At 69.0% G+C, this 20,361-nt stretch carries 18 protein-coding genes and 1 pseudogene; 5 read left to right on the forward strand and 14 right to left on the reverse strand.

What is annotated here, in order from left to right; translation table 11 throughout:
- Positions 1–12: 12 nt before the first annotated feature.
- Positions 13–3,228 (forward strand): acetyl-CoA carboxylase family protein, encoded by a 3,216-nt coding sequence (locus tag AC1RRV_RS15550; protein WP_492860564.1) that lies wholly within the window; start codon positions 13–15, stop codon positions 3,226–3,228.
- Between the two features lie 10 nt (positions 3,229–3,238).
- Positions 3,239–4,003, forward strand: a complete 765-nt coding sequence (locus tag AC1RRV_RS15555; RefSeq protein WP_492860565.1) for a crotonase/enoyl-CoA hydratase family protein — start codon at positions 3,239–3,241, stop codon at positions 4,001–4,003.
- Between the two features lie 140 nt (positions 4,004–4,143).
- Here the strand turns inward: AC1RRV_RS15555 and AC1RRV_RS15560 are convergent, their stop codons facing one another.
- The 5 genes from AC1RRV_RS15560 to AC1RRV_RS15580 form a co-directional block, all read right to left on the reverse strand.
- Positions 4,144–4,515 (reverse strand): VanZ family protein, encoded by a 372-nt coding sequence (locus AC1RRV_RS15560; protein WP_492860567.1) that lies wholly within the window; start codon positions 4,513–4,515, stop codon positions 4,144–4,146.
- Between the two features lie 143 nt (positions 4,516–4,658).
- Positions 4,659–6,239 carry a phosphoglycerate dehydrogenase gene (gene serA, locus AC1RRV_RS15565; RefSeq protein ID WP_492860568.1) on the reverse strand — a complete coding sequence of 527 codons (1,581 nt, stop codon included), beginning with the start codon at positions 6,237–6,239 and terminating at the stop codon, positions 4,659–4,661.
- Between the two features lie 118 nt (positions 6,240–6,357).
- Entirely contained in the window at positions 6,358–7,530 is a 1,173-nt protein-coding gene (locus AC1RRV_RS15570) for a phosphoserine transaminase (RefSeq protein WP_492860569.1), read from the reverse strand.
- A 135-nt stretch (positions 7,531–7,665) separates the two neighbouring features.
- Entirely contained in the window at positions 7,666–8,097 is a 432-nt protein-coding gene (locus AC1RRV_RS15575; RefSeq protein WP_492860570.1) for a hypothetical protein, read from the reverse strand.
- Positions 8,098–8,167: 70 nt separating this feature from the next.
- Positions 8,168–8,500, reverse strand: a complete 333-nt coding sequence (locus AC1RRV_RS15580; protein WP_492860571.1) for a hypothetical protein — start codon at positions 8,498–8,500, stop codon at positions 8,168–8,170.
- A 91-nt stretch (positions 8,501–8,591) separates the two neighbouring features.
- Here AC1RRV_RS15580 and AC1RRV_RS15585 point away from each other — a divergent pair.
- The 3 genes and pseudogenes from AC1RRV_RS15585 (at position 8,592) to AC1RRV_RS15595 (ending at position 11,642) form a co-directional block, all read left to right on the forward strand.
- Positions 8,592–10,587, forward strand: a pseudogene (locus AC1RRV_RS15585) (ATP-binding protein).
- 72 nt (positions 10,588–10,659) lie between these two features.
- On the forward strand, positions 10,660–10,977 hold the full coding sequence (locus AC1RRV_RS15590; protein ID WP_492860572.1) for a hypothetical protein: 318 nt from the start codon (positions 10,660–10,662) through the stop codon (positions 10,975–10,977).
- A 293-nt stretch (positions 10,978–11,270) separates the two neighbouring features.
- Positions 11,271–11,642, forward strand: a complete 372-nt coding sequence (locus AC1RRV_RS15595) for a hypothetical protein (RefSeq protein WP_492860573.1) — start codon at positions 11,271–11,273, stop codon at positions 11,640–11,642.
- Between the two features lie 8 nt (positions 11,643–11,650).
- Here AC1RRV_RS15595 and AC1RRV_RS15600 read toward each other — a convergent pair whose 3' ends face one another.
- The 9 genes from AC1RRV_RS15600 to pal all read right to left on the reverse strand — a co-directional run bounded on the left by AC1RRV_RS15600 (position 11,651) and on the right by pal (position 20,279).
- Positions 11,651–12,487: a PhzF family phenazine biosynthesis protein gene (locus AC1RRV_RS15600; protein WP_492860574.1), complete on the reverse strand. Its 837-nt coding sequence runs from the start codon at positions 12,485–12,487 to the stop codon at positions 11,651–11,653.
- Between the two features lie 93 nt (positions 12,488–12,580).
- A complete protein-coding gene (locus tag AC1RRV_RS15605; RefSeq protein WP_492860575.1) occupies positions 12,581–13,165 on the reverse strand; it encodes a nucleotidyltransferase family protein in 585 nt (194 codons plus the stop codon).
- Positions 13,162–13,983: a bifunctional hydroxymethylpyrimidine kinase/phosphomethylpyrimidine kinase gene (gene thiD, locus AC1RRV_RS15610; RefSeq protein WP_492860576.1), complete on the reverse strand. Its 822-nt coding sequence runs from the start codon at positions 13,981–13,983 to the stop codon at positions 13,162–13,164. Before thiD ends, AC1RRV_RS15605 begins: the two co-directional genes overlap by 4 nt.
- Before the next feature lie 85 nt (positions 13,984–14,068).
- The gene (locus tag AC1RRV_RS15615) at positions 14,069–14,425 is read right to left on the reverse strand and encodes a response regulator (RefSeq protein ID WP_492860577.1); all 357 of its coding nucleotides are present in this window, start codon (positions 14,423–14,425) and stop codon (positions 14,069–14,071) included.
- An 81-nt stretch (positions 14,426–14,506) separates the two neighbouring features.
- On the reverse strand, positions 14,507–15,352 hold the full coding sequence (gene folP, locus AC1RRV_RS15620) for a dihydropteroate synthase (RefSeq protein WP_492860578.1): 846 nt from the start codon (positions 15,350–15,352) through the stop codon (positions 14,507–14,509).
- Between the two features lie 115 nt (positions 15,353–15,467).
- Complete coding sequence (gene ftsH / locus AC1RRV_RS15625; protein ID WP_492860579.1) at positions 15,468–17,348, reverse strand: ATP-dependent zinc metalloprotease FtsH; 1,881 nt, start codon at positions 17,346–17,348, stop codon at positions 15,468–15,470.
- 97 nt (positions 17,349–17,445) lie between these two features.
- On the reverse strand, positions 17,446–18,711 hold the full coding sequence (gene tilS, locus AC1RRV_RS15630) for a tRNA lysidine(34) synthetase TilS (protein WP_492860580.1): 1,266 nt from the start codon (positions 18,709–18,711) through the stop codon (positions 17,446–17,448).
- A 66-nt stretch (positions 18,712–18,777) separates the two neighbouring features.
- Positions 18,778–19,635 carry a tol-pal system protein YbgF gene (ybgF, locus tag AC1RRV_RS15635; RefSeq protein WP_492860581.1) on the reverse strand — a complete coding sequence of 286 codons (858 nt, stop codon included), beginning with the start codon at positions 19,633–19,635 and terminating at the stop codon, positions 18,778–18,780.
- Between the two features lie 77 nt (positions 19,636–19,712).
- On the reverse strand, positions 19,713–20,279 hold the full coding sequence (pal, locus tag AC1RRV_RS15640) for a peptidoglycan-associated lipoprotein Pal (protein WP_492860582.1): 567 nt from the start codon (positions 20,277–20,279) through the stop codon (positions 19,713–19,715).
- Positions 20,280–20,361 lie beyond the last annotated feature (82 nt).

The following is a 20,361-nucleotide window of genomic DNA, read 5'->3' on the forward strand; positions in this document are numbered from 1 at the left end:
GCGGGAAGCGCCATGTCCTTGCCTCGTGTCCTGATCGCCAATCGCGGTGAAATCGCCGTCCGCATCGCCCGCGCGGCGGCCGAGGTCGGGATCGAGAGCGTGGCCGTCCACGCCGCCGACGACGCGGGCGCGCCGCACATCGCCGCCGCCGACCGCGCGGTCGCCCTGCCCGGCGCGGGGCCGCGCGCCTATCTCGACATCGAGGCCGTCGTGGCCGCCGCCGCGGCCGAGGGCTGCCAGGCCCTGCACCCCGGCTACGGCTTCCTGTCGGAGAACCCCGCCCTGGCGCGCGCCTGCGCCGAGGCCGGCATCGTCTTCATCGGCCCCTCGCCCGAGCATCTGGAGACCTTCGGCGACAAGGCCGCCGCCCGCGCCCTGGCGGCCGAGCGGGGCGTGCCGTTGATCCCCGGGACCGGCGCGATCGCGCTGGCGGAAGCCCTCGCCTTCCAGGCCGAGCATGGCGCGATCATGCTGAAGGCCCGGGCCGGCGGCGGCGGGCGCGGCATGCGGGCGGTGCTGGACCCCGGCGAGCTGGACGCCGCCTTCGCCGCCTGCCAGCGCGAGGCCCAGGCCGCGTTCGGCGACGACGGGCTCTATGCCGAGAAGCGGATCGAGCTGGCGCGCCATGTCGAGGTGCAGATCGTCGGCGACGGGGCCCGCGTCCTGGCCGTCGGCGATCGCGACTGCTCGCTGCAGCGGCGGAACCAGAAGCTGGTCGAGATGGCCCCGGCTGCCCTCCCCGATCCGTTGCGAACCCAGCTGTGGACCCACGCCGAAACGCTTTGCGCCGGCTATCGGGGCCTGGCCACCGTCGAGTTCCTGATCGATGCGGAGACAGGCCAGGCCTTCTTCCTGGAGGTCAATCCGCGCCTGCAGGTCGAGCACACGGTAACCGAGGAGGTTACGGGCCTGGACCTGGTGCGGCTGCAGTTCGAGCTGGCGGCGGGGGCGTCGCTCGAGAGCCTCTCCCTGACCGCCGCCCCGCCGGCCTTCGGTGTCGCCGTCCAGGCGCGGATCAACGCCGAGACCTTGAGCCCCGACGGCCAGGTCAAGCCGTCCACCGGCGTGCTGACCGCCTGGAGCCCGCCGGGCGGTCCCGGCGTACGGGTCGACGCGGCGGGCGCGGTCGGGCTGGTCGTGGGCGGCGCCTATGACAGCCTGCTGGTCAAGGTGATCGCGCGGGGTCGCACCGCCGACGACGCGGTCGCGCGCCTGGATCGAGCCCTGGCCGAGTTCACGATCACCGGCGTCTCGACCACCGCGCCGCTGGTGCGGGCGATCCTGGACGCCACCGACCTGCAATCGGCGACCACCCGCTTCATCGAGGACAACGCCGCCGAACTAGTCGCCCAGGCCGAGCTGCTGTCGCCCGTCGGGACCGGCCTCAAGATCCTGTTCGAGACCCTCGACGGCGCGGTCGCCATCGCCGCGCCGCTAGCGGCTACGGTCGGCGCGATCGCCGTGGCCGAGGGCGACCTCGTCCGCCCCGGCCAGGCTCTCGCGGTGCTGGAGGCGATGAAGATGGAACACTTGGTCCACGCCCAGGCGGGTGGGCGGGTGCTGAAGGTCGCCGCCGAGCCCGGTGCCACCGTCGCCGAGGGCCAACCGCTGGTGTTCCTGGAGCCGGTCGAGATGGACGCGGCCGAGACCGCCCAGGCCGCCGAGGAGGATCTCGACGCGATGCGCCCCGACCTGGCCGAGGTCGTCGCTCGCCACCGCCTCACGCTGGACGAGGCCCGGCCCGACGCCGTCGCCAAGCGCCGCAAGACCGGCCACCGCACGGCGCGGGAGAACATCGACGATCTGGTCGATCCCGGCAGTTTCCTGGAATACGGCGCCCTGGCCATCGCGGCCCAGAAGCGGCGGCGCTCGACCGACGACCTGATCGCCAACACCCCCGCCGACGGCCTGATCACCGGCATCGGCGCCGTCAACGGCGCGCTCTTCCCGCCCGACAGGGCGCGGACGGCGGCCCTGGCCTACGACTTCACCGTCCTGGCGGGTACCCAGGGGGCCATGAACCACCGCAAGTCCGACCGGCTGATGAGCGTGATCGCCGACCAGCGTCTGCCGGTCGTGTGGTTCGCCGAGGGCGGCGGCGGGCGGCCCGGCGACACCGACACCACGGCGGTGGCGGGGCTGGACGTGCCGACCTTCCGGAGCTTCGCCCAGCTGTCGGGACTGGTCCCCAAGATCGCCATCGTCGCCGGCCGCTGCTTCGCAGGCAATGCGGCCATCGCGGGTCTGTCGGAGATCATCATCGCCACCCGCGACAGCAATCTCGGCATGGGCGGCCCGGCCATGATCGCCGGCGGCGGCCTCGGCGTGTTCAAGCCCGAGGAGATCGGTCCCTCGGCCCACCAGTGGAAGAACGGGGTCATCGATATACTGGCCGAGGACGAGGCCCACGCCACCCGGCTGGCCAAGCAGGCGCTGTCCTATTTCCAGGGTGCGCTGAGCGCCTGGACCGCGCCGGACCAGCGGCGGTTGCGGGGCGCGATCCCCGAGAACCGCCTGCGGGTCTACGACGTCCGCGCCCTGATCGCCGGCCTGGTCGACGAGGGTTCGTTCCTGGAGCTGCGCGGCGGCTTCGCGGCGGGGATGGTCACGGGCCTGATCCGGATCGAGGGCCGGCCGATGGGTCTGATCGCCAACGATCCCAAACACCTGGGCGGCGCCATCGACTGCGAGGGGGCCGAGAAGGCCGCGCGGTTCCTGCAACTTTGCGACGCCTTCGCCCTGCCGGTGCTGAGCCTCTGTGACACGCCCGGCTTCATGGTCGGACCCGATAGCGAGGACGTCGCCGCCGTGCGCCGGGTCAGCCGCCAGTTCATCGCCGGCGCCAAGCTGCGCTCGCCCCTGTTCACCGTGGTCACCCGCAAGGGCTATGGCCTGGGCGCCCAGGCCATGGCGGGCGGCAGCTTCCACGCCCCGGCCTTCATCGCCGCCTGGCCGACCGGCGAGTTCGGCGGCATGGGCCTCGAAGGCGCGGTGCAGCTGGGCTATCGCAAGGAGCTGGAGGCCGAGACCGATCCGGTGAAACAGAAGGCGCTCTACGATCAGCTGGTGGCGCGGCTCTACGCGGCCGGCAAGGCCACCAGCATGGCGGCGGCGCTGGAGATCGACGCGGTCATCGACCCTGCCGACACCCGGCGCTGGATCGTCGGAGGACTGGACGCGGCGGCGGGAACGGCGCGTCCTTGGGAAATCCGGGTCGATAGTTTCTAGGAAGGAAGCGATGAGCACGGTCGAACTCACCAAGGACGGCCCGGTCTGGACCGTGGCCATCAACCGGCCTGAGCGCCGCAACGCCGTCGATCCGGCCACGGCCATCGCCCTGCGCGAGGCGTTCGACGCCTTCGAGGCCGACGAGACCGCCGCCGTGGCCATACTGACCGGCCTGGGCGGGACCTTCTGCGCGGGCTTCGACCTCAATGTCGCCGCCAGCGGCGCGGGCGAACGCTACGATCCGGTCGGCGAAGGACCGATGGGGCCGACGCGACGGCTGCTGTCCAAGCCGGTGATCGCCGCCGTCGAGGGCTACGCCGTGGCCGGCGGCCTGGAGCTGGCGCTCTGGTGCGACCTGCGCGTGGCGGCCGACGACGCGACCTTCGGGGTGTTCTGCCGGCGTTGGGGCGTGCCGCTGATCGACGGCGGCACGGTGCGGCTGCCACGCATCGTCGGCCAGGGCCGGGCGCTGGACATGATCCTGACGGGCCGAGCGGTCGCGGCGGCCGAGGCGCATGCCTGGGGTCTGGCCGACCGGGTGGTCCAGAAGGGCATGGCCCTGGCGGCGGCCTATGAGCTTGCCAGCCAGATCGCCGCCTTCCCGCAGGTCTGCCTGCGCGCCGACCGCGCCTCGGCGTTCGCGCAATGGGATGTGGACCTGGCCGAAGCGTTGAAGGTCGAGGGTCGTGGCGGGCTGGAGCCGCTGCGCCAGGAGGCCCGGACGGGGGCCGCGCGGTTCCGGGATGGCGCGGGACGGGGCGGAGCTGGCGCATAGAGCACACTCACGGTGTCATCCCGGCCGTAGCGAAGCGGAGAGCCGGGACCCAGGGGTCGCCGCACTGCGCTTGGCCCCTGGGTCCCGGACAAGCGCTGCGCGCTTTCCGGGATGACGAGCATTTGGGAGCTTTAGACGGCTCAGTCGCCTCGTCTATCTAGCCACCGGCTCACCAGCACAGGCCCGCAGAAGAACCCGATCCCCAGCCCGTCGGCGACTACGTCGAACGCATCCGCGTCCCGCCCCACGATCGGCAGCCCCTGCAGGATCTCGATGCCGACGCCGAAGGCCAGCAGCACCGCGCCGATCCGCCAGAAACGGCTCTTGGGCAGGGCCACGGTCGCCAGGAAGGTCAGGCCGTAGAAGACGATGAAGTGCTTGGCCTTGTCCCACGGGATCAGGCCGGCGGTATCGTCACCCGGCGCCAGGGCCGCGTAGAGCGTGAACAGCACCGCCGCGACGAAGGCGGTCAGGCCCAGCCGGTTGATCTTGCGCGGACGGAGAAGAGGCATGGGATCCGTGAAATCCAGATCCTCCCCCGCGATGCGGGGGAGGTGGCCCAGAGGGCCGGAGGGGGCCAGCTTGGCCGAAGCAGCACTAGCCCCCTCAGTCACTCCGTGACAGCTCCCCCGCATCACGGGGGAGCATCATCTTCCTAGAACGTCAGCGCGCGCGCTTCCTTCACGTGCGGCAGGGCCTGGATCTTGCCCAGCAGCTCGGCGGTCGGGGCCTGGTCGACGCCGACCAGGGCGATCGCGTCCTCATCGGCCGACAGGCGGCCGAGGTTGAAGGTGGCGATGTTCACGCCCGCCTCGCCCAGCAGCATGCCCAGGGCGCCGATAAAGCCCGGCTTGTCGAGGTTGTTGATGTAGAGCATGGCCGGCGAGAAGCCCGCGTCCAGCTCCATGCCCTTGACCTCGACGATGCGCGGCGCGCCGGCGATCACCGTGCCGGCGAAGGCGCGCTTGCCCTTCTCGGTGGTGATGGTGATGCGCATCAGGCTGTCATAGGTGGGGCTGACTTCCTGGCGGCTCTCGGAGACGGTGATGCCGCGATCCTTGGCCACGGCCGGGGCGGAGACCATGTTGATCTCGGCCAGCATCGGCTTGAGGATTCCGGCCAGGGCCGCCGAGGTCATCGGCTTGACGTTCAGCTTGGAGACTTCGCCCTCGAAGGCGATGTCGATCGCGGAGATGCCGAAGTCGACCATCTGGCCGGCGAGGGCCCCGATCTTCTCGGCCAAGGCCACGAACGGCTTCAGCTTGGGCGCTTCTTCCGCCGTGATCGAGGGGCTGTTGAGGGCGTTGGTGACGGCGCCGGTCAGCAGATAGTCGCTCATCTGCTCGGCGACCTGCAGGGCCACGTTCTCCTGGGCTTCGTTGGTGCTGGCGCCCAGGTGCGGGGTGGCCACGACCTTGTCCGAGCCGAAAAGCGGGTTTTCCTTGGCCGGCTCGGTGACGAACACGTCGAAGGCCGCGCCACCGACATGGCCGTCGTCCAGCAGCTTGCGCAGGGCCACCTCGTCGACCAGGCCGCCGCGGGCGCAGTTGACGATCAGCACGCCCTTCTTGGTCTTGGCCAGGTTCTCGGCCGACAGGATGTTGCGGGTCTTGTCGGTCAGAGGAGTGTGCAGGGTGATGACGTCGGCGCGGGCCAGCAGGTCTTCCAGCTCGACCTTCTCGACGCCCATCTCCACGGCGCGCTCGGGCGACAGGAACGGGTCGTAGGCCACGACCTTCATCTTCAGGCCCAGGGCGCGGTCGGCGACGATGCCGCCGATATTGCCGGCCCCGATCAGGCCCAGGGTCTTGGCGTAGAGCTCCACGCCCATGAAGCGGTTCTTCTCCCACTTGCCGGCCTGGGTCGAGGCGTCGGCGGCGGGCAGCTGGCGAGCCAGGGCGAACATCATGGCGATGGCGTGCTCGGCCGTGGTGATCGAGTTGCCGAACGGGGTGTTCATGACCACCACGCCCTTGGCGGTGGCGGCCGGGATGTCGACATTGTCGACGCCGATGCCGGCGCGGGCGATGACCTGCAGCTTGTGGGCGGCGGCGATCACGTCCTTGTCGAGCTTGGCGCCCGAGCGGATGGCGATGCCGTCATAGTCGCCGATCACGGCGATCAGCTCGTCCTTGGACAGGCCGACCTTGATGTCGAAGGCGACGCCGCGGTTCTTGAAGATGTCGACGGCGGCGGGGCTGAGCTTGTCGGCGATGAGAATGCGAGGAGCGGTCATGGGAGCTCTCTGATTTCAGGCCCTTCCGGCTCTGCCGGGAAGGACGGAATTGGGGTGCTTGCTGAGGCGGCGAGGCCGCCGATCCCTCCCCCATCGCGGGGGAGGGAGGACGCTTGGATTAAGCGGCGGCCAGTTCGGCCGAGACGGTGGCGTAGGCCCAGTCGAGCCACGGGGTCAGGGCCTCGAGGTCCGAGGCTTCCACCGTGGCGCCGCACCAGATGCGCAGGCCGGCCGGGGCGTCGCGATAGCCGCCGATATCGAGGGCCGCGCCCTCTTTCTCGAGCAGGCTGGCCAGCTTCTTGGCGAAGTCGGCCTGAGCGTCGTCCGGCAGGGCGGCGATCTTGGGATCGACGACCTTCAGGCACACCGAAGTATTGGAACGGATGTCCGGCGTCGCGGCCAGGAAGTCGACCCACGAGGTCTTGGCGACCCAGTCGGCCAGCACGGCCAGGTTCTGGTCGGCGCGGCCCTGCATGGCTTCCAGACCGCCGATGGACGCGGCCCACTTCAGGGCGTCCAGCGCATCCTCGACGCAGAGCATCGACGGCGTGTTGATCGTCGCACCCTCGAAGATGTCGGCGGCGATCTTGCCCGCTTTGGTCATGCGGAACAGCTTCGGCATCGGCCAGGGCGGCGTGTAGCTTTCCAGGCGGGCCACGGCGCGCGGCGACAGGATCAGGATCCCGTGCGCGCCTTCGCCCCCGAGGGCCTTCTGCCAGGAGAAGGTCACGACATCCAGCTTCGCCCAGTCCAGGTCCTGGGCGAAGGCGGCGCTGGTGGCGTCGCAGATGGTGATGCCTTCACGGTCGGCCGAGATGAAGTCGGCGTTCGGGACGCGGACGCCCGAGGTCGTGCCGTTCCAGGTGAAGACTAGGTCCTTGGCCGGATCGACCTTGGTGGTGTCGGGCAGCTGGCCGTACGGGGCGCTCAGCACCTCGACGTCGGGCAGCTTCAATTGCTTGGTGACGTCCGTGACCCAGTCCTTGCCGAAGGACTCGAAGGCCATCAGTTGGACGGGACGAGCGCCGAGCATCGACCACATGGCCATTTCGACGGCGCCGGTGTCCGAACCGGCGACGATGCCGATCAGGTAGTCGGCCGGGACTTCCAGCACTTCGCGCGTCTGGTCGATGGCGGCCTTCAGGCGCGCCTTGCCCAGCTTCGAGCGGTGCGAACGGCCCAAAACAGCATTTCTGAGATTTTCGGGGGTCCAGCCGGGGCGCTTGGCGCAGGGGCCGGAAGAGAACTCGGGACGAGCCGGGCGGATCGCCGGCTTGGCGAGGGTAGTCATTGCGATGTCTCCCATCCTTACAGATGGACTGCGCCCCGTTGGGGGGGCGTGGCCCGCCGCGCAGAAACCGTGTTCCGCCGGCAAAAGCAAGGAGAGATTTTGCGACCGGGGCGACGAATCGTCCGGTGACGGCAATTATTTTGCGGCCGCCCGCCGCGCGCGCCAGGCCAGGGTCACGCCCGCCAGCAGGCAGATCAGCACGCCCAAGGTGACCAGGTTGTTCACCAGGATGTAGAGGTTGTCATATCGCCTCGCCGCCACGAGATAGTAGGCGTGAAGGCTGAACTGTACGCCCTGCAGCAACACGGCGACGCCTAGCCAGCGCGTGGCGTGGCGCAACGCCAGCATCAGCAGACCAAGGGCCAATAGACCGTCCAACGCCAAGTAGACACCGCGAACCACTTCCCTGTCGCGAATGAGGCCCACCAGGACGACAACGACGAAAATCGCCAGCACCAGCGCCGCGCCACTGCGCTCAGGCCGTCCGCCCCATCGCCACGCGCCGAGGCATGCCGCCACAAGCAGCAGCCAATTGATCCAGAATATCAGTTGCTGATACGCAAACATGCTTTGGGCCTCTAACCTAAATTAGAGGCCCAAAGGTATTAAACTATTGCAATGTCTTTTTGCCGAAACTTCAGACGGCCTCGCGCAGGCCAGTCGGACGCGGCGCTTCTTCCTCCGGCTTGATGCTGCCGGCCATGCGCGTGCGGATGCCGATCCGCAGGCGCGTTTCGTCCAATTCGGTGTGCGCCTCGACGATCGCCGTGCGCGCGGTCGAGAGCGCCTGCATGGCGTCCACGAACTTGGCGCTGACGCCGTTGCCGACCGTGGCCGACAGGTTGAGGTCCTTACGAGCTTGCATCAGCTCGGCCATCATTTCCGCGACTTCCACCATCGCAGCGTCCACCGCCGCTTCCGTCGCGAACAGCTTGCTCGCCACACGCTTAGCTACAAAAACCTTTTCCACGCCCGCCTCCGTTAACGAAACACTAAGGAAAAGGGTAAATAGATTGTTAAAGAGATTGCAATCCAAAAGTGAGCGGAAACGACCGTTAGCGTTGTTTTGTCGCGCAACTCTCCCGTCCTGGAAGCGAAACGTTAGGAAGATTGCGGCAGACTGCCGCATCGATTGAATCTCCAGGCGCGATGAGCGACAATCACAACCATAACGGGTCGACCCACGCGCCTCTGCAGGCGCGTATAGCTGGCGTGGCCTTGGCCACGACTGTCCTGGCGCTCGTGGCTGCTTGCCTATGCTTCATGCTGCAGCAATGGAGCGTCGCGCGGCAGGAAGCCCGGGCCAATCACGAGATCCTCGCGCAGATGGCCGCCGCCGGCGCCGCCGCGCCCCTGGCCGATCACAACATGGTCGGCGTCTATCGCGCCCTCGAAGCCGTGGCCAAGGCGCCCAGCGTGGCCGCCGTGCGCATCGTCGACAACCGGGGCCGCACCGTCGCGCAGATGGGCACGGCCAATCCCGAGAACGCCGACACCCTGACCCGTCCGATCAAGCTGTCGTCGCAGAACGTCGGCACCCTGGTGCTGGTCGCCGAGCATCCGGGCCTGGGCCAGACCCTGGCCCGCGACCTTGCCCTGACCGGGGCCCTGTTCTTCGGCGCCGCGGGCCTCGCCATCCTGCTGGCCAACAGCCTGGCCCGGCGCCTGGCCCGCCCGATGGAGCGCCTGTCCGAGGCCATGCACGAGACGGCCGTGGGCGGTCGCTTCAAGGCCGTCGAGCAGACCGCCGACGACGACGTCTTCCGCAGCCTGACCGACAGCTTCAACCACCTGGTGGCCCGGCTGGAGACCAACGACCAGGACCTGCGCGGCGCGATGGCCGAGTTGGTCAAGGCGCGCGACGACGCGAACGCCGCCAACGTGCTGAAGTCGCATTTCCTGGCCAATATGAGCCACGAGATCCGCACCCCGCTGAACGGCGTGCTGGCCATGGCCGAGGTCATGGCCATGGACAGGCTCAGCGACCCCCAACGCGAGCGGCTGACGGTGATCCGCGAGTCCGGCGCTGTCCTGCTGGGCGTGCTGAACGACGTTCTGGACCTCTCGAAGATCGAGGCCGGCCGCCTGGAGATCGAGGACCGTCCGTTCGATATCGCCCAGCTGGCCCAGGCCATCCGCGAGACCTTCGCCACCCAGGCCCGCGACAAGGGCCTGGCGTTCGAGGTCGCCGTCGCGCCGGAAGCCCAGGGCCTGTGGCGCGGCGACGCCGACCGCCTGCGCCAGATCCTGGGCAACCTGATCTCCAACGCCATGAAGTTCACGCTGGACGGCGCGGTCGCCGTCCGCTTCGCCTCGGCCGAGGACGGCTCGGGCCTGCGGATCGACGTGGCAGACACCGGCATCGGCATCTCGCCCGAGATCCTGCCGCGCCTGTTCGACAAGTTCGTCCAGGCCGACAGCTCGACCACCCGCCGCTTCGGCGGCTCGGGCCTGGGCCTGGCCATCTGCCGCGAGCTGACGGCCCTGATGGACGGCTCGATCAAGGTGCAGAGCCGCGAAGGCCGCGGCTCGACCTTCACCGTCCTGGTCGCCCTGCCCCGCGAGGAGACCCTGAAGGACGTCCACTATATCGACGACGACTCCGATCTCTTCGTCGAGGCGCCCGCCGAAGCCGTCGCCCAGGCGCCGGTCGAGCAGGGTCGCCTGCGCGTCCTGGCCGCCGACGACAATCCGACCAACCAGAAGGTCGTCGCGGCCGTCCTGGCCCCGCTGAACGCCGAGGTGGTGCTGGTCGACGATGGCGCGGCCTGCGTCGAGGCCTGGAAGACCGGAAACTTCGACATCGTGCTGATGGACATCCACATGCCGGTCATGGATGGCGTCGAGGCCGCCGGCGCCATCCGCGCGCTGGAAGCCCAGGAAGGCCGGATCCGCACCCCGATCGTCGCTGTCACCGCCAACGCCCTGGCCCACCAAGTCGAGGGTTACCTGGCCGCCGGCATGGACGGCCACGTCGCCAAGCCGATCGAAGTCACCAAGCTCTACGCCGCCATCGAGACAGCCATGACCGCGGCGCGACTGGCGCAGGCGGCTTAGGGACGGTCCGGGCGGACGCGGGAAGCGTCAGGGTTGGGTGGACAGTTGACCCGCCTCAGCTAACGTCTTGCAATGATCCTTAAGCTTCTCGCCGCAACGAGCATTGCAACTTCGGCCATCGAAGTCTGGACGGCTGGCGATGACGGGTTAACTCAGCGCTTCGCCGAGAACTTTCGCACCGCGACGCAGGAAATCACCGGGAAGCCGCTCGCGGCGACTGTCGCCCAAATTAGGCCTGCTCCTGGCGGGAAATGGCTCACAGTGGTGACCTTCAGTCGCGAGGGTAAAGACGTCTACGCGGCCAAATGCACTCGGGACGAAGTCGAACTCCAGCAGTGCGCAATGGAAGCGGCATCGGTAGCCAAACGGCTTACGCGGCAGGTCCGCTAAGGGTGGGAGTCGGATGTTCAGTGCGTCCTTCGAGGCTCGCCTGCGGCTCACGCCTCAGGATGAGGATCTCCTTGCACTGACCACCTCATCCTGAGGTGCGCGCTCCTGAGCGCGCCTCGAAGGACGCAGTGAGCCAATGCCCGACTAGGGTCGAAAGCCGGCGCCCCACGCCTCCCACATGAACACAACATAACGCGCAGCTCAGAACCGCTTCAGCCGTCGCGTGTTTCTCTTGGCTCAACGTCGCTTCCCCTCCCCAACCCGCGACGGAGAATTCGAAAGGAACCGAACCGATGAAGAAGATCCTGCTCCCGATCGTTGCGGTCTCGGCCCTGGCGGCCGCCACCGTTCCCGCTGTCGCCTCGGCGCAGTCGATCAACCAGCGCCAAGCGCAGCTGGACCACCGCATCGACATGGGCGTGCGCAACCACTCGCTGACCCGCTCGGAAGCCAGCCGCCTGCGCGCCCAGCTGCGTGAAACGGCTCGCCTGGAAGCCAGCTACCGTCGCGGTGGCCTGAGCGGCTGGGAACGCGCCGACCTGGATCGTCGCTTCGACCGCATCAGCGCCCAGATCCGCGTCGAGCGCCGCGACCGTGACTATGGCTACGGCTATGGCAACGACCGCGACTATCGCGACCACCGCGGCCCGGACCGCCGCTGGTAACGACTGATCTAAGCCGGCTCCACCCGGAGCCGGCTCTCCAACACCGTGAAGCCGCGGCCGCGCAACAGAACGCGCGGGCCGCGGCTTTCGCATTCCAGGTCCCCGCCTCGGCCGGGATAGGCCTGGTGGAACTTCAGCGCCTGCGCCCCTAGCTTGTCGCCATACAGCGGCATCAGGATGCAGTGGGCCGAGCCGGTGGCCGGGTCCTCGGGGATGCCGAAACCCGGCGCGAAGAAGCGGCTGACCACCGAATAGGGCTTGCCCGCGTCAGCCAGGGCCGCGACGACCGTCTGGCCGGGCCCTCCGGCAGCTTCCCCGCCGATCTTGTTCAGGGCCGCCAGGTCCGGCTTCAAGCCGCGCACCGTGGCCTCACCCTCCATCACCGCGATCAGATAGGCCCCGGCCCAGACCTCGGCCGGCTGCGCGCCCAACGCCTCGGCGAGACCCGCCGGGATCTCGGTGCGGCGCGGCGGATCGGCCGGGAAGTCCATCTCCAGCCCGTCATCCTCGCCTGCCTGATCGGCGCGCTTCACCGTCAGCGGACCTGACAGGGTGTCGAAGGTCAGCAACGGGACGTCGACCCCCAGCTCCTCGAACAGCATGTGCGCGGCCGCCAGGGTGGCGTGGCCGCACAGCGGGGCCTCCAGGGCCGGCGTGAACCAGCGAAGGCCGAACCGCGCGGGGTCGTCGGTCTTCAGCAGAAAGGCAGTCTCGGCCTGGTTGTTTTCCGCCGCCAGGGCCTGCATCCAGGCGTCGGACGGCCAGCTGCCGAAGGGCTCGACCACACAGGCCGGATTGCCCTTGAAGGGGCCGCTGGCGAAAGCGTCGATGGTCCACTGGCGCATGGGGCGATCTCCCGAAACCGGATGGACATCGCTGTTATGCGCGGCCGGGACGAGGGGCAAAGCCTTTATTGTCCCGGTGACAATGAAATCCCGTCAGCCCTCGATCGATATCTCAGGCCACCGCGCCTTGGCCGAGCCCGTGGTGCGCTCCCAGCCGCCGGCGCCCTTGACCCGCAACGGGTTGGGTCGCAGCCGCAGGGCGAACAGGTCCTCCAGGCCGAACGGCGCCCAGATGCTGAGACTATCGTCCTTCTCCAGCCGCACCCCGACGCAGAACGCCGTGGCCACGAAGCGCTTCAGGGCCGAGGCGCTGTCTTCCAGCGGCGGATAGGGCTCGTCGGCGCCGAACTTCTTCTCGAACCAGAGATGCACCCGGGCCTGGTTGCGGACCTCGACCAGCTCGCGCAGCGGCGGCTCGAAGGCGGCGGCGACGCGCTGGATGACGACGTCCTCGGCCTCGTAGCTGGTGTCGCTGTCGTCGTGATAGGCGACGTCATAGTCCTTGATCCCATAGTCCGGGTCGCGGCCGGTCAGGTGGTTCCAGACGGGCTGATAGACGGCGCCCGAGAAGATCATCCAGTCGGGCAGGTCGAGGTCGCGGACCGTCTCCAGCACCTTCCAGGTGGTGGGAACGCCCCGGATGATCTCGGCGAGGCGGGCTTCCAAAGTCTCACTCATGGGCGAAGGGTCCAGCCGTGGTCGAGGGGGCCGTGGCCCGCGCCAAAACCGGGCGCGCGCAGCATGGCTTCGTGGACATAGTTCCAGGCTCGGGCGACGGCCTCTTCCAGCCGCAAGTCCTGGGCCAAGCCGGTGGCGCAGGCCGAGGCCAGGGTGCAGCCAGTGCCGTGGGTATGGCGCGTGTCGATCCGCTCGCCCTCGAAGGTGGTCTCGCCCTCGGCGGTGATCAGCACGTCGACGACGCGCTCACCGGGCACATGACCACCCTTCATCAGCACCGCCTGGGCGCCCATCGCCAGCAGGGCCTCGCCGGCGCGGCGCAGGTCGTCCGTGGTCTCGACCGTCAGGCCGGTCAAGGCGGCCGCCTCGGGCGCATTGGGGGTCAGCAGGGCCGCGCGCGGGATCATCAGGCGCTTCACCGCGCCGATGGCCGCCTCGGCCAGCAGGGGCGCGCCGCCCTTGGCGACCATGACGGGGTCGACGACGACGGGGACCACGCTCCCCTTTGACGCTTTTTGAGCATGGTCGATCGCCGCGGCCACGACCTCGACCACGGACGCGTCGCCCAGCATGCCGGTCTTGATGGCGTCCGCGCCGATGTCGTCCAGAACCGCTCGGGCCTGGGCGGCGATCACCTCGAGCGGGATCGGATGGACGCCGGTGACGCCCAGGGTGTTCTGCACGGTGACGGCGGTGATCGCGGTGGCCGCGTAGCCGCCCAGGGCGGTGATGGTCTTGATGTCGGCCTGGATCCCCGCGCCGCCGCCGGAATCGGATCCGGCGATGACGAGGACGCGACCTTGGGGGGTATGGAGCATGCGAGGTGTTTAGGCGGGAATCAGACCGCCGAAAACAAAGATCCTCCCCTAGCGGAGAGGTGTCGACCCTCGGGAGAGGATTGACCTAGGCCGCCTGCATCGCGTGTTGCCAGGCGCCGGCCAGCACGCCTGGCAGGATCGGCTTCTGGACCACCATGTCGCTGTTCTGATCGGACAGAGCCTTGGCGTTGCCGGTGACATAGACCACCGGGATGGGCCCCAGGTGCGCCATGATCAGCTTCACCGCCTCGACCCCGGTGCCGTCGACGATCCGGTAGTCGGCGGTGATCAGGTCCGGTTTTCGCATCAGGGCGCGATCGAGGGCCTCCAGCGGGCTCTCGGCGATGTCGACCGTGTCGAAGCCTTGTTTCTTCAGCAGATCCTCGATCTCCAGAGCGATCAGGATCTCGTCCTCGATAATCAGAGCGTGGCGCTTGGGCATGTTCACGAGCTTTCGAAAAGCCGTACGCCAACGATTAAGCCGACCGATTCCCCCCGCCGCAAGCGCGACCGGAGTCGCACTTCAACCCTGACCTGCACGCCTGATCGCCGCCTGGACATCGAGAGCCTGGACCGTTTCGCGCACCTCGTGGGCACGCACCGCCGCCACGCCCGCCACGGCCCCGGCCAGATGCGCCGCCAGCGAGCCGCCCAGGCGGTCGGTCGCCTCGCCGGCCGAGGGGTCTAGGCCCACGATGAATCGCTTGCGGCTGGCGCCCAGCAGGATCGGATAGCCCAGGGCGACGAAGCGCGGCAGGGCCGCCAGCAGGGCCAGGTTGTGCTCGACGGTCTTGCCGAAACCGATGCCCGGATCCAGCCAGATCTTCTCCTTGGCCACCCCGGCCGCCATGGCCGTGAAGGCGCGGGCCAGCAGGAAGGCCTCGACCTCGGCGACCACGTCGCCGTAGCGCGGGGCGTCCTGCATGGTCCCAGGCTGACCCAGCATGTGCATCAGCACCACGTCGCAGCCCAGCTCGGCGGCGACCTCGGGGGCGTCGGGCGAGAAGCGCAGGGCGGCCACGTCGTTCCACATCGTGGCCCCGGCCTTGACCGCCGCACGGGCCACGCCGGGCTTCATGGTGTCGATCGAGATCGGGACGTCGCTGGCCTTGCGGATCGCCTCGATCAGCGGGACCACCCGCAGGATCTCGTCGAACTCCGAGACGGGGGTCGCGCCGGGGCGGGTGCTCTCGCCGCCGATGTCGAGGATGTCGGCGCCCTGGGCGATCAGCCGACGGGCGTGTTCGATCCCGTCGGCGGCCAGCAGGAACTTGCCGCCGTCCGAGAAGCTGTCGGGCGTGACATTGACGATCCCCATCACGCTGGGCCGGGAATTGGGGGGACGGGAGAGACGGGCGGCCTGGCTCATGGCCCTCTCTCCTACGCCCCACGCGGCGTCCGGTCGACCCGGCCAGCCCAACGTTCATCGCAAGAAAAAAGCCGGCCCTTTCGAGCCGGCTTGATCCTTGGAGTCCGAAGACGCGTCAGGCGGTGACGCTGGCGCCCGCCCCGGGGGACAGGGGGACCAGGGAGGGAGCGACCGCGGTTTCCTTGGTCTCTTCCTCGTCGCGCTTGGGGACCTCGCCCTTCATGACGCCGATGATCTCGTCGCCGCTCAGGGTCTCGAACTCCAGCAGGGCCTTGGCCACGATATGCAGGTTGTCGAGTTCCTCGGTCAGGATCCGGCGGGCGTCGTCCTCGCCGCCCTTGACCAGGCGACGGACCTCGGTGTCGATCGTGATCATCGTCTCGGGCGAGACGTTCTGGGTGCGGGCGACCGAGTGACCCAGGAACACCTCGTCCTGGTTGTCGCCATAGGCCACGGTGCCCAGCTGATCGGAGAAGCCCCAGCGGGTGACCATGTTGCGGGCCAGGCTGGTGGCGGCGCTGATGTCGCTGGACGCGCCCGAGGTGATCTTCTCCTTGCCGAAGATCAGTTCTTCCGCGACCCGGCCGGCCATCATGATGGCCAGGCGCGAGGTCATCATGTCGTAGCTCATCGAGTAGCGGTCGCCCTCGGGCAGCTGCATGACCATGCCCAGGGCCCGGCCGCGCGGCACGATCGTGGCCTTGTGGACCGGATCGGCGACGGGGACCCGCAGGGCCACCAGGGCGTGGCCGCCCTCGTGATAGGCGGTCAGCTTCTTTTCGGCGTCGCTCATGGCCATCGAGCGGCGCTCGGCGCCCATCATGACCTTGTCCTTGGCCTGCTCGAAGTCCTGCATGGTGACCATGCGGCGGTTCTTGCGGGCGGCCAGCAGGGCGCCTTCGTTGACCAGGTTGGCCAAGTCCGCGCCCGAGAAGCCCGGGGTGCCGCGCGCCAGGGTCTTGACGTCGACATCGGCGGCCAGCGGCACGTTCTTCATGTGGACGCGAATGATCTTCTCGCGCCCGGCCACGTCGGGGTTCGGCACCACGACCTGGCGGTCGAAGCGGCCCGGACGCAGCAGCGCGGGGTCCAGCACGTCGGGACGGTTGGTGGCGGCGATCAGGATGATGCCTTCATTGGCCTCGAAGCCGTCCATCTCGACCAGCAGCTGGTTGAGGGTCTGCTCGCGCTCGTCGTTGCCGCCGCCCAGGCCGGCGCCGCGGTGGCGACCGACGGCGTCGATTTCGTCGATGAAGATGATGCAGGGCGCGTTCTTCTTGGCCTGCTCGAACATGTCGCGCACGCGGCTGGCGCCGACGCCGACGAACATCTCGACGAAGTCCGAACCCGAGATCGTGAAGAACGGCACGCCGGCCTCACCCGCGACCGCGCGGGCGATCAGGGTCTTACCCGTACCGGGAGGGCCGACCAGAAGGGCGCCCTTGGGGATCTTGCCGCCCAGGCGCTGGAACTTGGCCGGGTCCTTCAGGAAGTCGACGACCTCCTGCAGTTCTTCCTTGGCCTCGTCGACGCCCGCGACGTCCTCGAAGGTGATGCGGTTCTTGTTCTCGGTCAGCAGTCGGGCCTTGGACTTGCCGAAGCCCATGGCGCCTTTGGCGCCGCCCTGCATCTGGCGCATGAAGAACAGCCAAACGCCCACGACCAGCAGGATCGGCAGCAGCTGGACCAGGATGGCCAGGAAGCTGATCGAGCCGCTCTTGAACTTCACGTCGGCGTTCTTGGCCACCATGCGGTTGACCAGCTCGTCGGAGTCCATCGGCGCGTTGACGGTCAGGGTCTTGCCCTGGGCGTCCTTGGCGATGACGGTCTGGCCCGAGATCTCGGCCGACTTGATCTTGCCCGCATCGACCTGCTTGAGGAGCTGCGAATAGCTGACCTCGCCGGTGTTGCGCGTGCGCGCGTTCTGGCTGACGAAGAACACTCCGACCAGCACCGCCACGATCACCAGCCAGATGGCCGCGTTTCTGAAATTCATACGCCTTGTCTTCCCAACGGTTAGGGTCTTCCCAACGAATAGGGTTCTCGACCTCCCAAGATAGGGGGTCGCGAGCACTTGCGCCACGCACGTGACCTCAAGTCACGGATTCTTGGTCACAAAGGCCGATCGCGGCCTTGAAGCGGTCCAGAACGAGCGAGCGCGCGCGCACTCCTCCTTCGGCTGCAAGGTCCGGGCCGTCAAGCGTGGCAGGAGCGGGCGCCGCCCCATGACGCAGGATTAGCGGCAGGGCCGGACGCACGGACGCGCCCAGGCTTGCCAGTCGGGCGCGTTGGGCGGGCGACAGGGTGGAGGCCCTTCCCTTCAGGGCGACGACGGTCAGGGGCTGATCGCCGGCGACGATCTCCCAGCGCCCGTCCCACACGCCGGTCTCGCCCGGCTTGAGGTCCAGAGGCGCCAGGCCGCCCCGCGCCGTCTCGCCGGCGTCGCGGCAGACCAGAACGCCTTCGCCCGCCTCGATCCGCGCCCCGGCCAGGGTGGCGGTGAAGGCCTCCCCCGCCCGCAGCCGCTCAACGAGGCGCGTGAGACGGTCGCCGCGCGGGGGGCGCTCGGTCCCGGCCGCGCACAGCAAGGCGGCGGCCAGGGGCGCGGGGGCGGTGTCGCGCGCCAGGTGGATGGCCCCGCTGGGGTCGACGGTGAAGGACGGCGGCGGCGGGGCGGGCGTCTCGACGGTCTCGACCTCGCCACCGCCGGTGGCCCGGGCCCGGGCCCGGGCGTAGCGGAGGTCGTCATTGGCGGGGTCGTCCAGCCAGGTCTCGCCTTGTTCCGCCAAGGCGGCGCGCATCTCGGCGCGGGTCAGGGCCAGCAGCGGCCGCAGCAGGAAAACGCCCCGCCCTTCCGGCCAGACCGGCGACGGCGCCCATTCGCGCGGATCCGAGACCGTCGAGCCCTCGGCCCGCATCGTCGCGCCCTCGACCAGATCGCTGGCGGTGTGCCCCAGCAGCAGGACCTTGGCGCCGGCGGCCCGGGCGGCTTCGGCCAGCAAGGCGTGACGGGCGCGGCGCGCGGCGGCGGGAAGGCCGGTCGCGGGCTTGTCGCCGGTCCAGCTCAGGGCCTGGGCCTGGGCGCCGAGCGATCGCGCCTTGGCGACCGCCTCGGCGGTCCAGCGCGCGCTGTCGGCTTGCAGTTGGTGGTCGACGGTCAGGGCCAGGACAGGGCGGTTACGGGGCCGCGCCCAGGCGAGGATCGTCTTCAGCAGGAACAGGGAGTCGCCACCGCCCGAGAAACCGATGGCGAGCGGGGCGGTGGAGCTGGCGTCGAGGCGGCGGTCGAGGATGGCGCGGAATTCCAAATCATCGCCCCCCTGGACCCCAGACAACCCTCGCTCCCAAACCCTCGTCATCCCGGCCGCAGCGTAGCGGAGAGCCGGGATGACGAGGGGGGGGGGGGGGTCGGCTCTACCGAAACCCTAAGCGCACTTCGCCGCGACGCGGGTCGAGGCCGCGCGGGACACGATCTGGGCCGGGGCCTTGGGGTAGCGCCTGGTCAGCTCGTCCAGGGTGCGGCAGGCCTCGGTGGTCTTTCTCAGGGCCACCATCGAGCGGGCCAGCTTCAGAGTAGCGTCCGGCGCCCAGGTGGTCTGCGGCCAGCCGCGGATGGCGCCGATATAGGCCCCGGCGGCGTCGGTATAGGCTTCGCGCACGAACAGGGTCTCGCCCAGCCAGTAGCGGGCCTCCGGCGCCTTGGTGCTTTCCGGGTAGTTGTTGACGTAGGCCGAGAAGGCCTGCTCGGCGTTACCGTAGTCGCCGGCCAGCAGCAGGTCCTTGGCCTGCTTGAAGGCCACGGCCGGATCGGCGGGCGGGGCGGGCGGCGGCGGCACGGCTCCGGCGGCGGGCGCGGCGGCGACCTGGGCGGCGGCGTTGGCCTGCAGGTCGGCCAGCGTCTTCTCGACGGCGGCCAGGCGCTGCTCCAGCGAATCCGCGCGTGTCTTCTGGTCGGCGGCGGCGCGCTGGGCCTTGGTCAGCTCAAAATTGGCGGTCTCGTTCTGACCGTTCAGGCGGGTCAGGGTCTGTTCCAGGTCGCCGACACGCTCGTTCAGCGCGGCGATCTGGGAGTCGGTTTCGGCCGGCTGCACGACCACGGGCTTGCCGGTGTCGCGCCCCTGGAAGACGATCGCGCGCAGCTCGCGGACGACCTTTTCCATGCGCTCGATCCGCTTGGCCGAGCGGTCGTCCAACGGGTCAGCCGGCGGCAGCGGGGTCTGGGCGGCGGCCACGACGGCGGTCGAGGACAGCAGGGCGGCGAGCAGGACGGATTTCAGCTTCATGACCGTGATTTACCGCTAGGGACCAGACAAAACTAGGGCGGCTTCTCGCGAGAAAAGCCGCCCCCGTTCGACGTGTATTAGCGAGCGCCGTCCGTGATGGCCGTGTGGCCGTTACGGTTCTTGGCCCACGCCTCTTCGCTCGTGCCCGGATCGATCGGACGTTCCTTGCCGAACGAGATCGACTCGATGCGGGCCGCGGCGACGCCCTGGCCGATCAGGAATTCGCGAACGGCGTTGGCGCGGCGGGCGCCGAGCGCCAGGTTGTACTCGCGGGTGCCCCGTTCGTCGGCATTGCCTTCGATGCGGACGCGGACCGACTGGTAGCGGTTCAGCCACTGGGCTTGGCCGGCCAGAACCGGCTGGGCGTCGGCGCGGACCGAGTACTCGTCGGTGTCGAAATAGACGCGGTCGCCGACATTGACGACGAAGTCCTGCACCGAGCCGGGCAGGATGTTGCTCGACACCGGCGGCTGGGCCGGCGGCGTGTAGGGGGTGTTCGGCTGGCTCGGCGCCGGCTGCGGGGCCGGGGTGACAGGCTGGGGCTTCGGACGCGAAGCGCAGGCGGCGAGCGAGGCTGCGGCCAAGCCGACGAGCGCCAGTCTAACGGCGCGCTGGGTGTCGAAGCTCATCCAGTTTCTCCTCAAGTCTACAAATTCTGGACCTGATCCATACCTGCGCTGAGCTTGGAATGGACCCTCTAAATGCTGAACAAGCCTCACAATGATG

It is taken from the genome of Caulobacter sp. GW821-FHT11E10, from assembly GCF_058808375.1.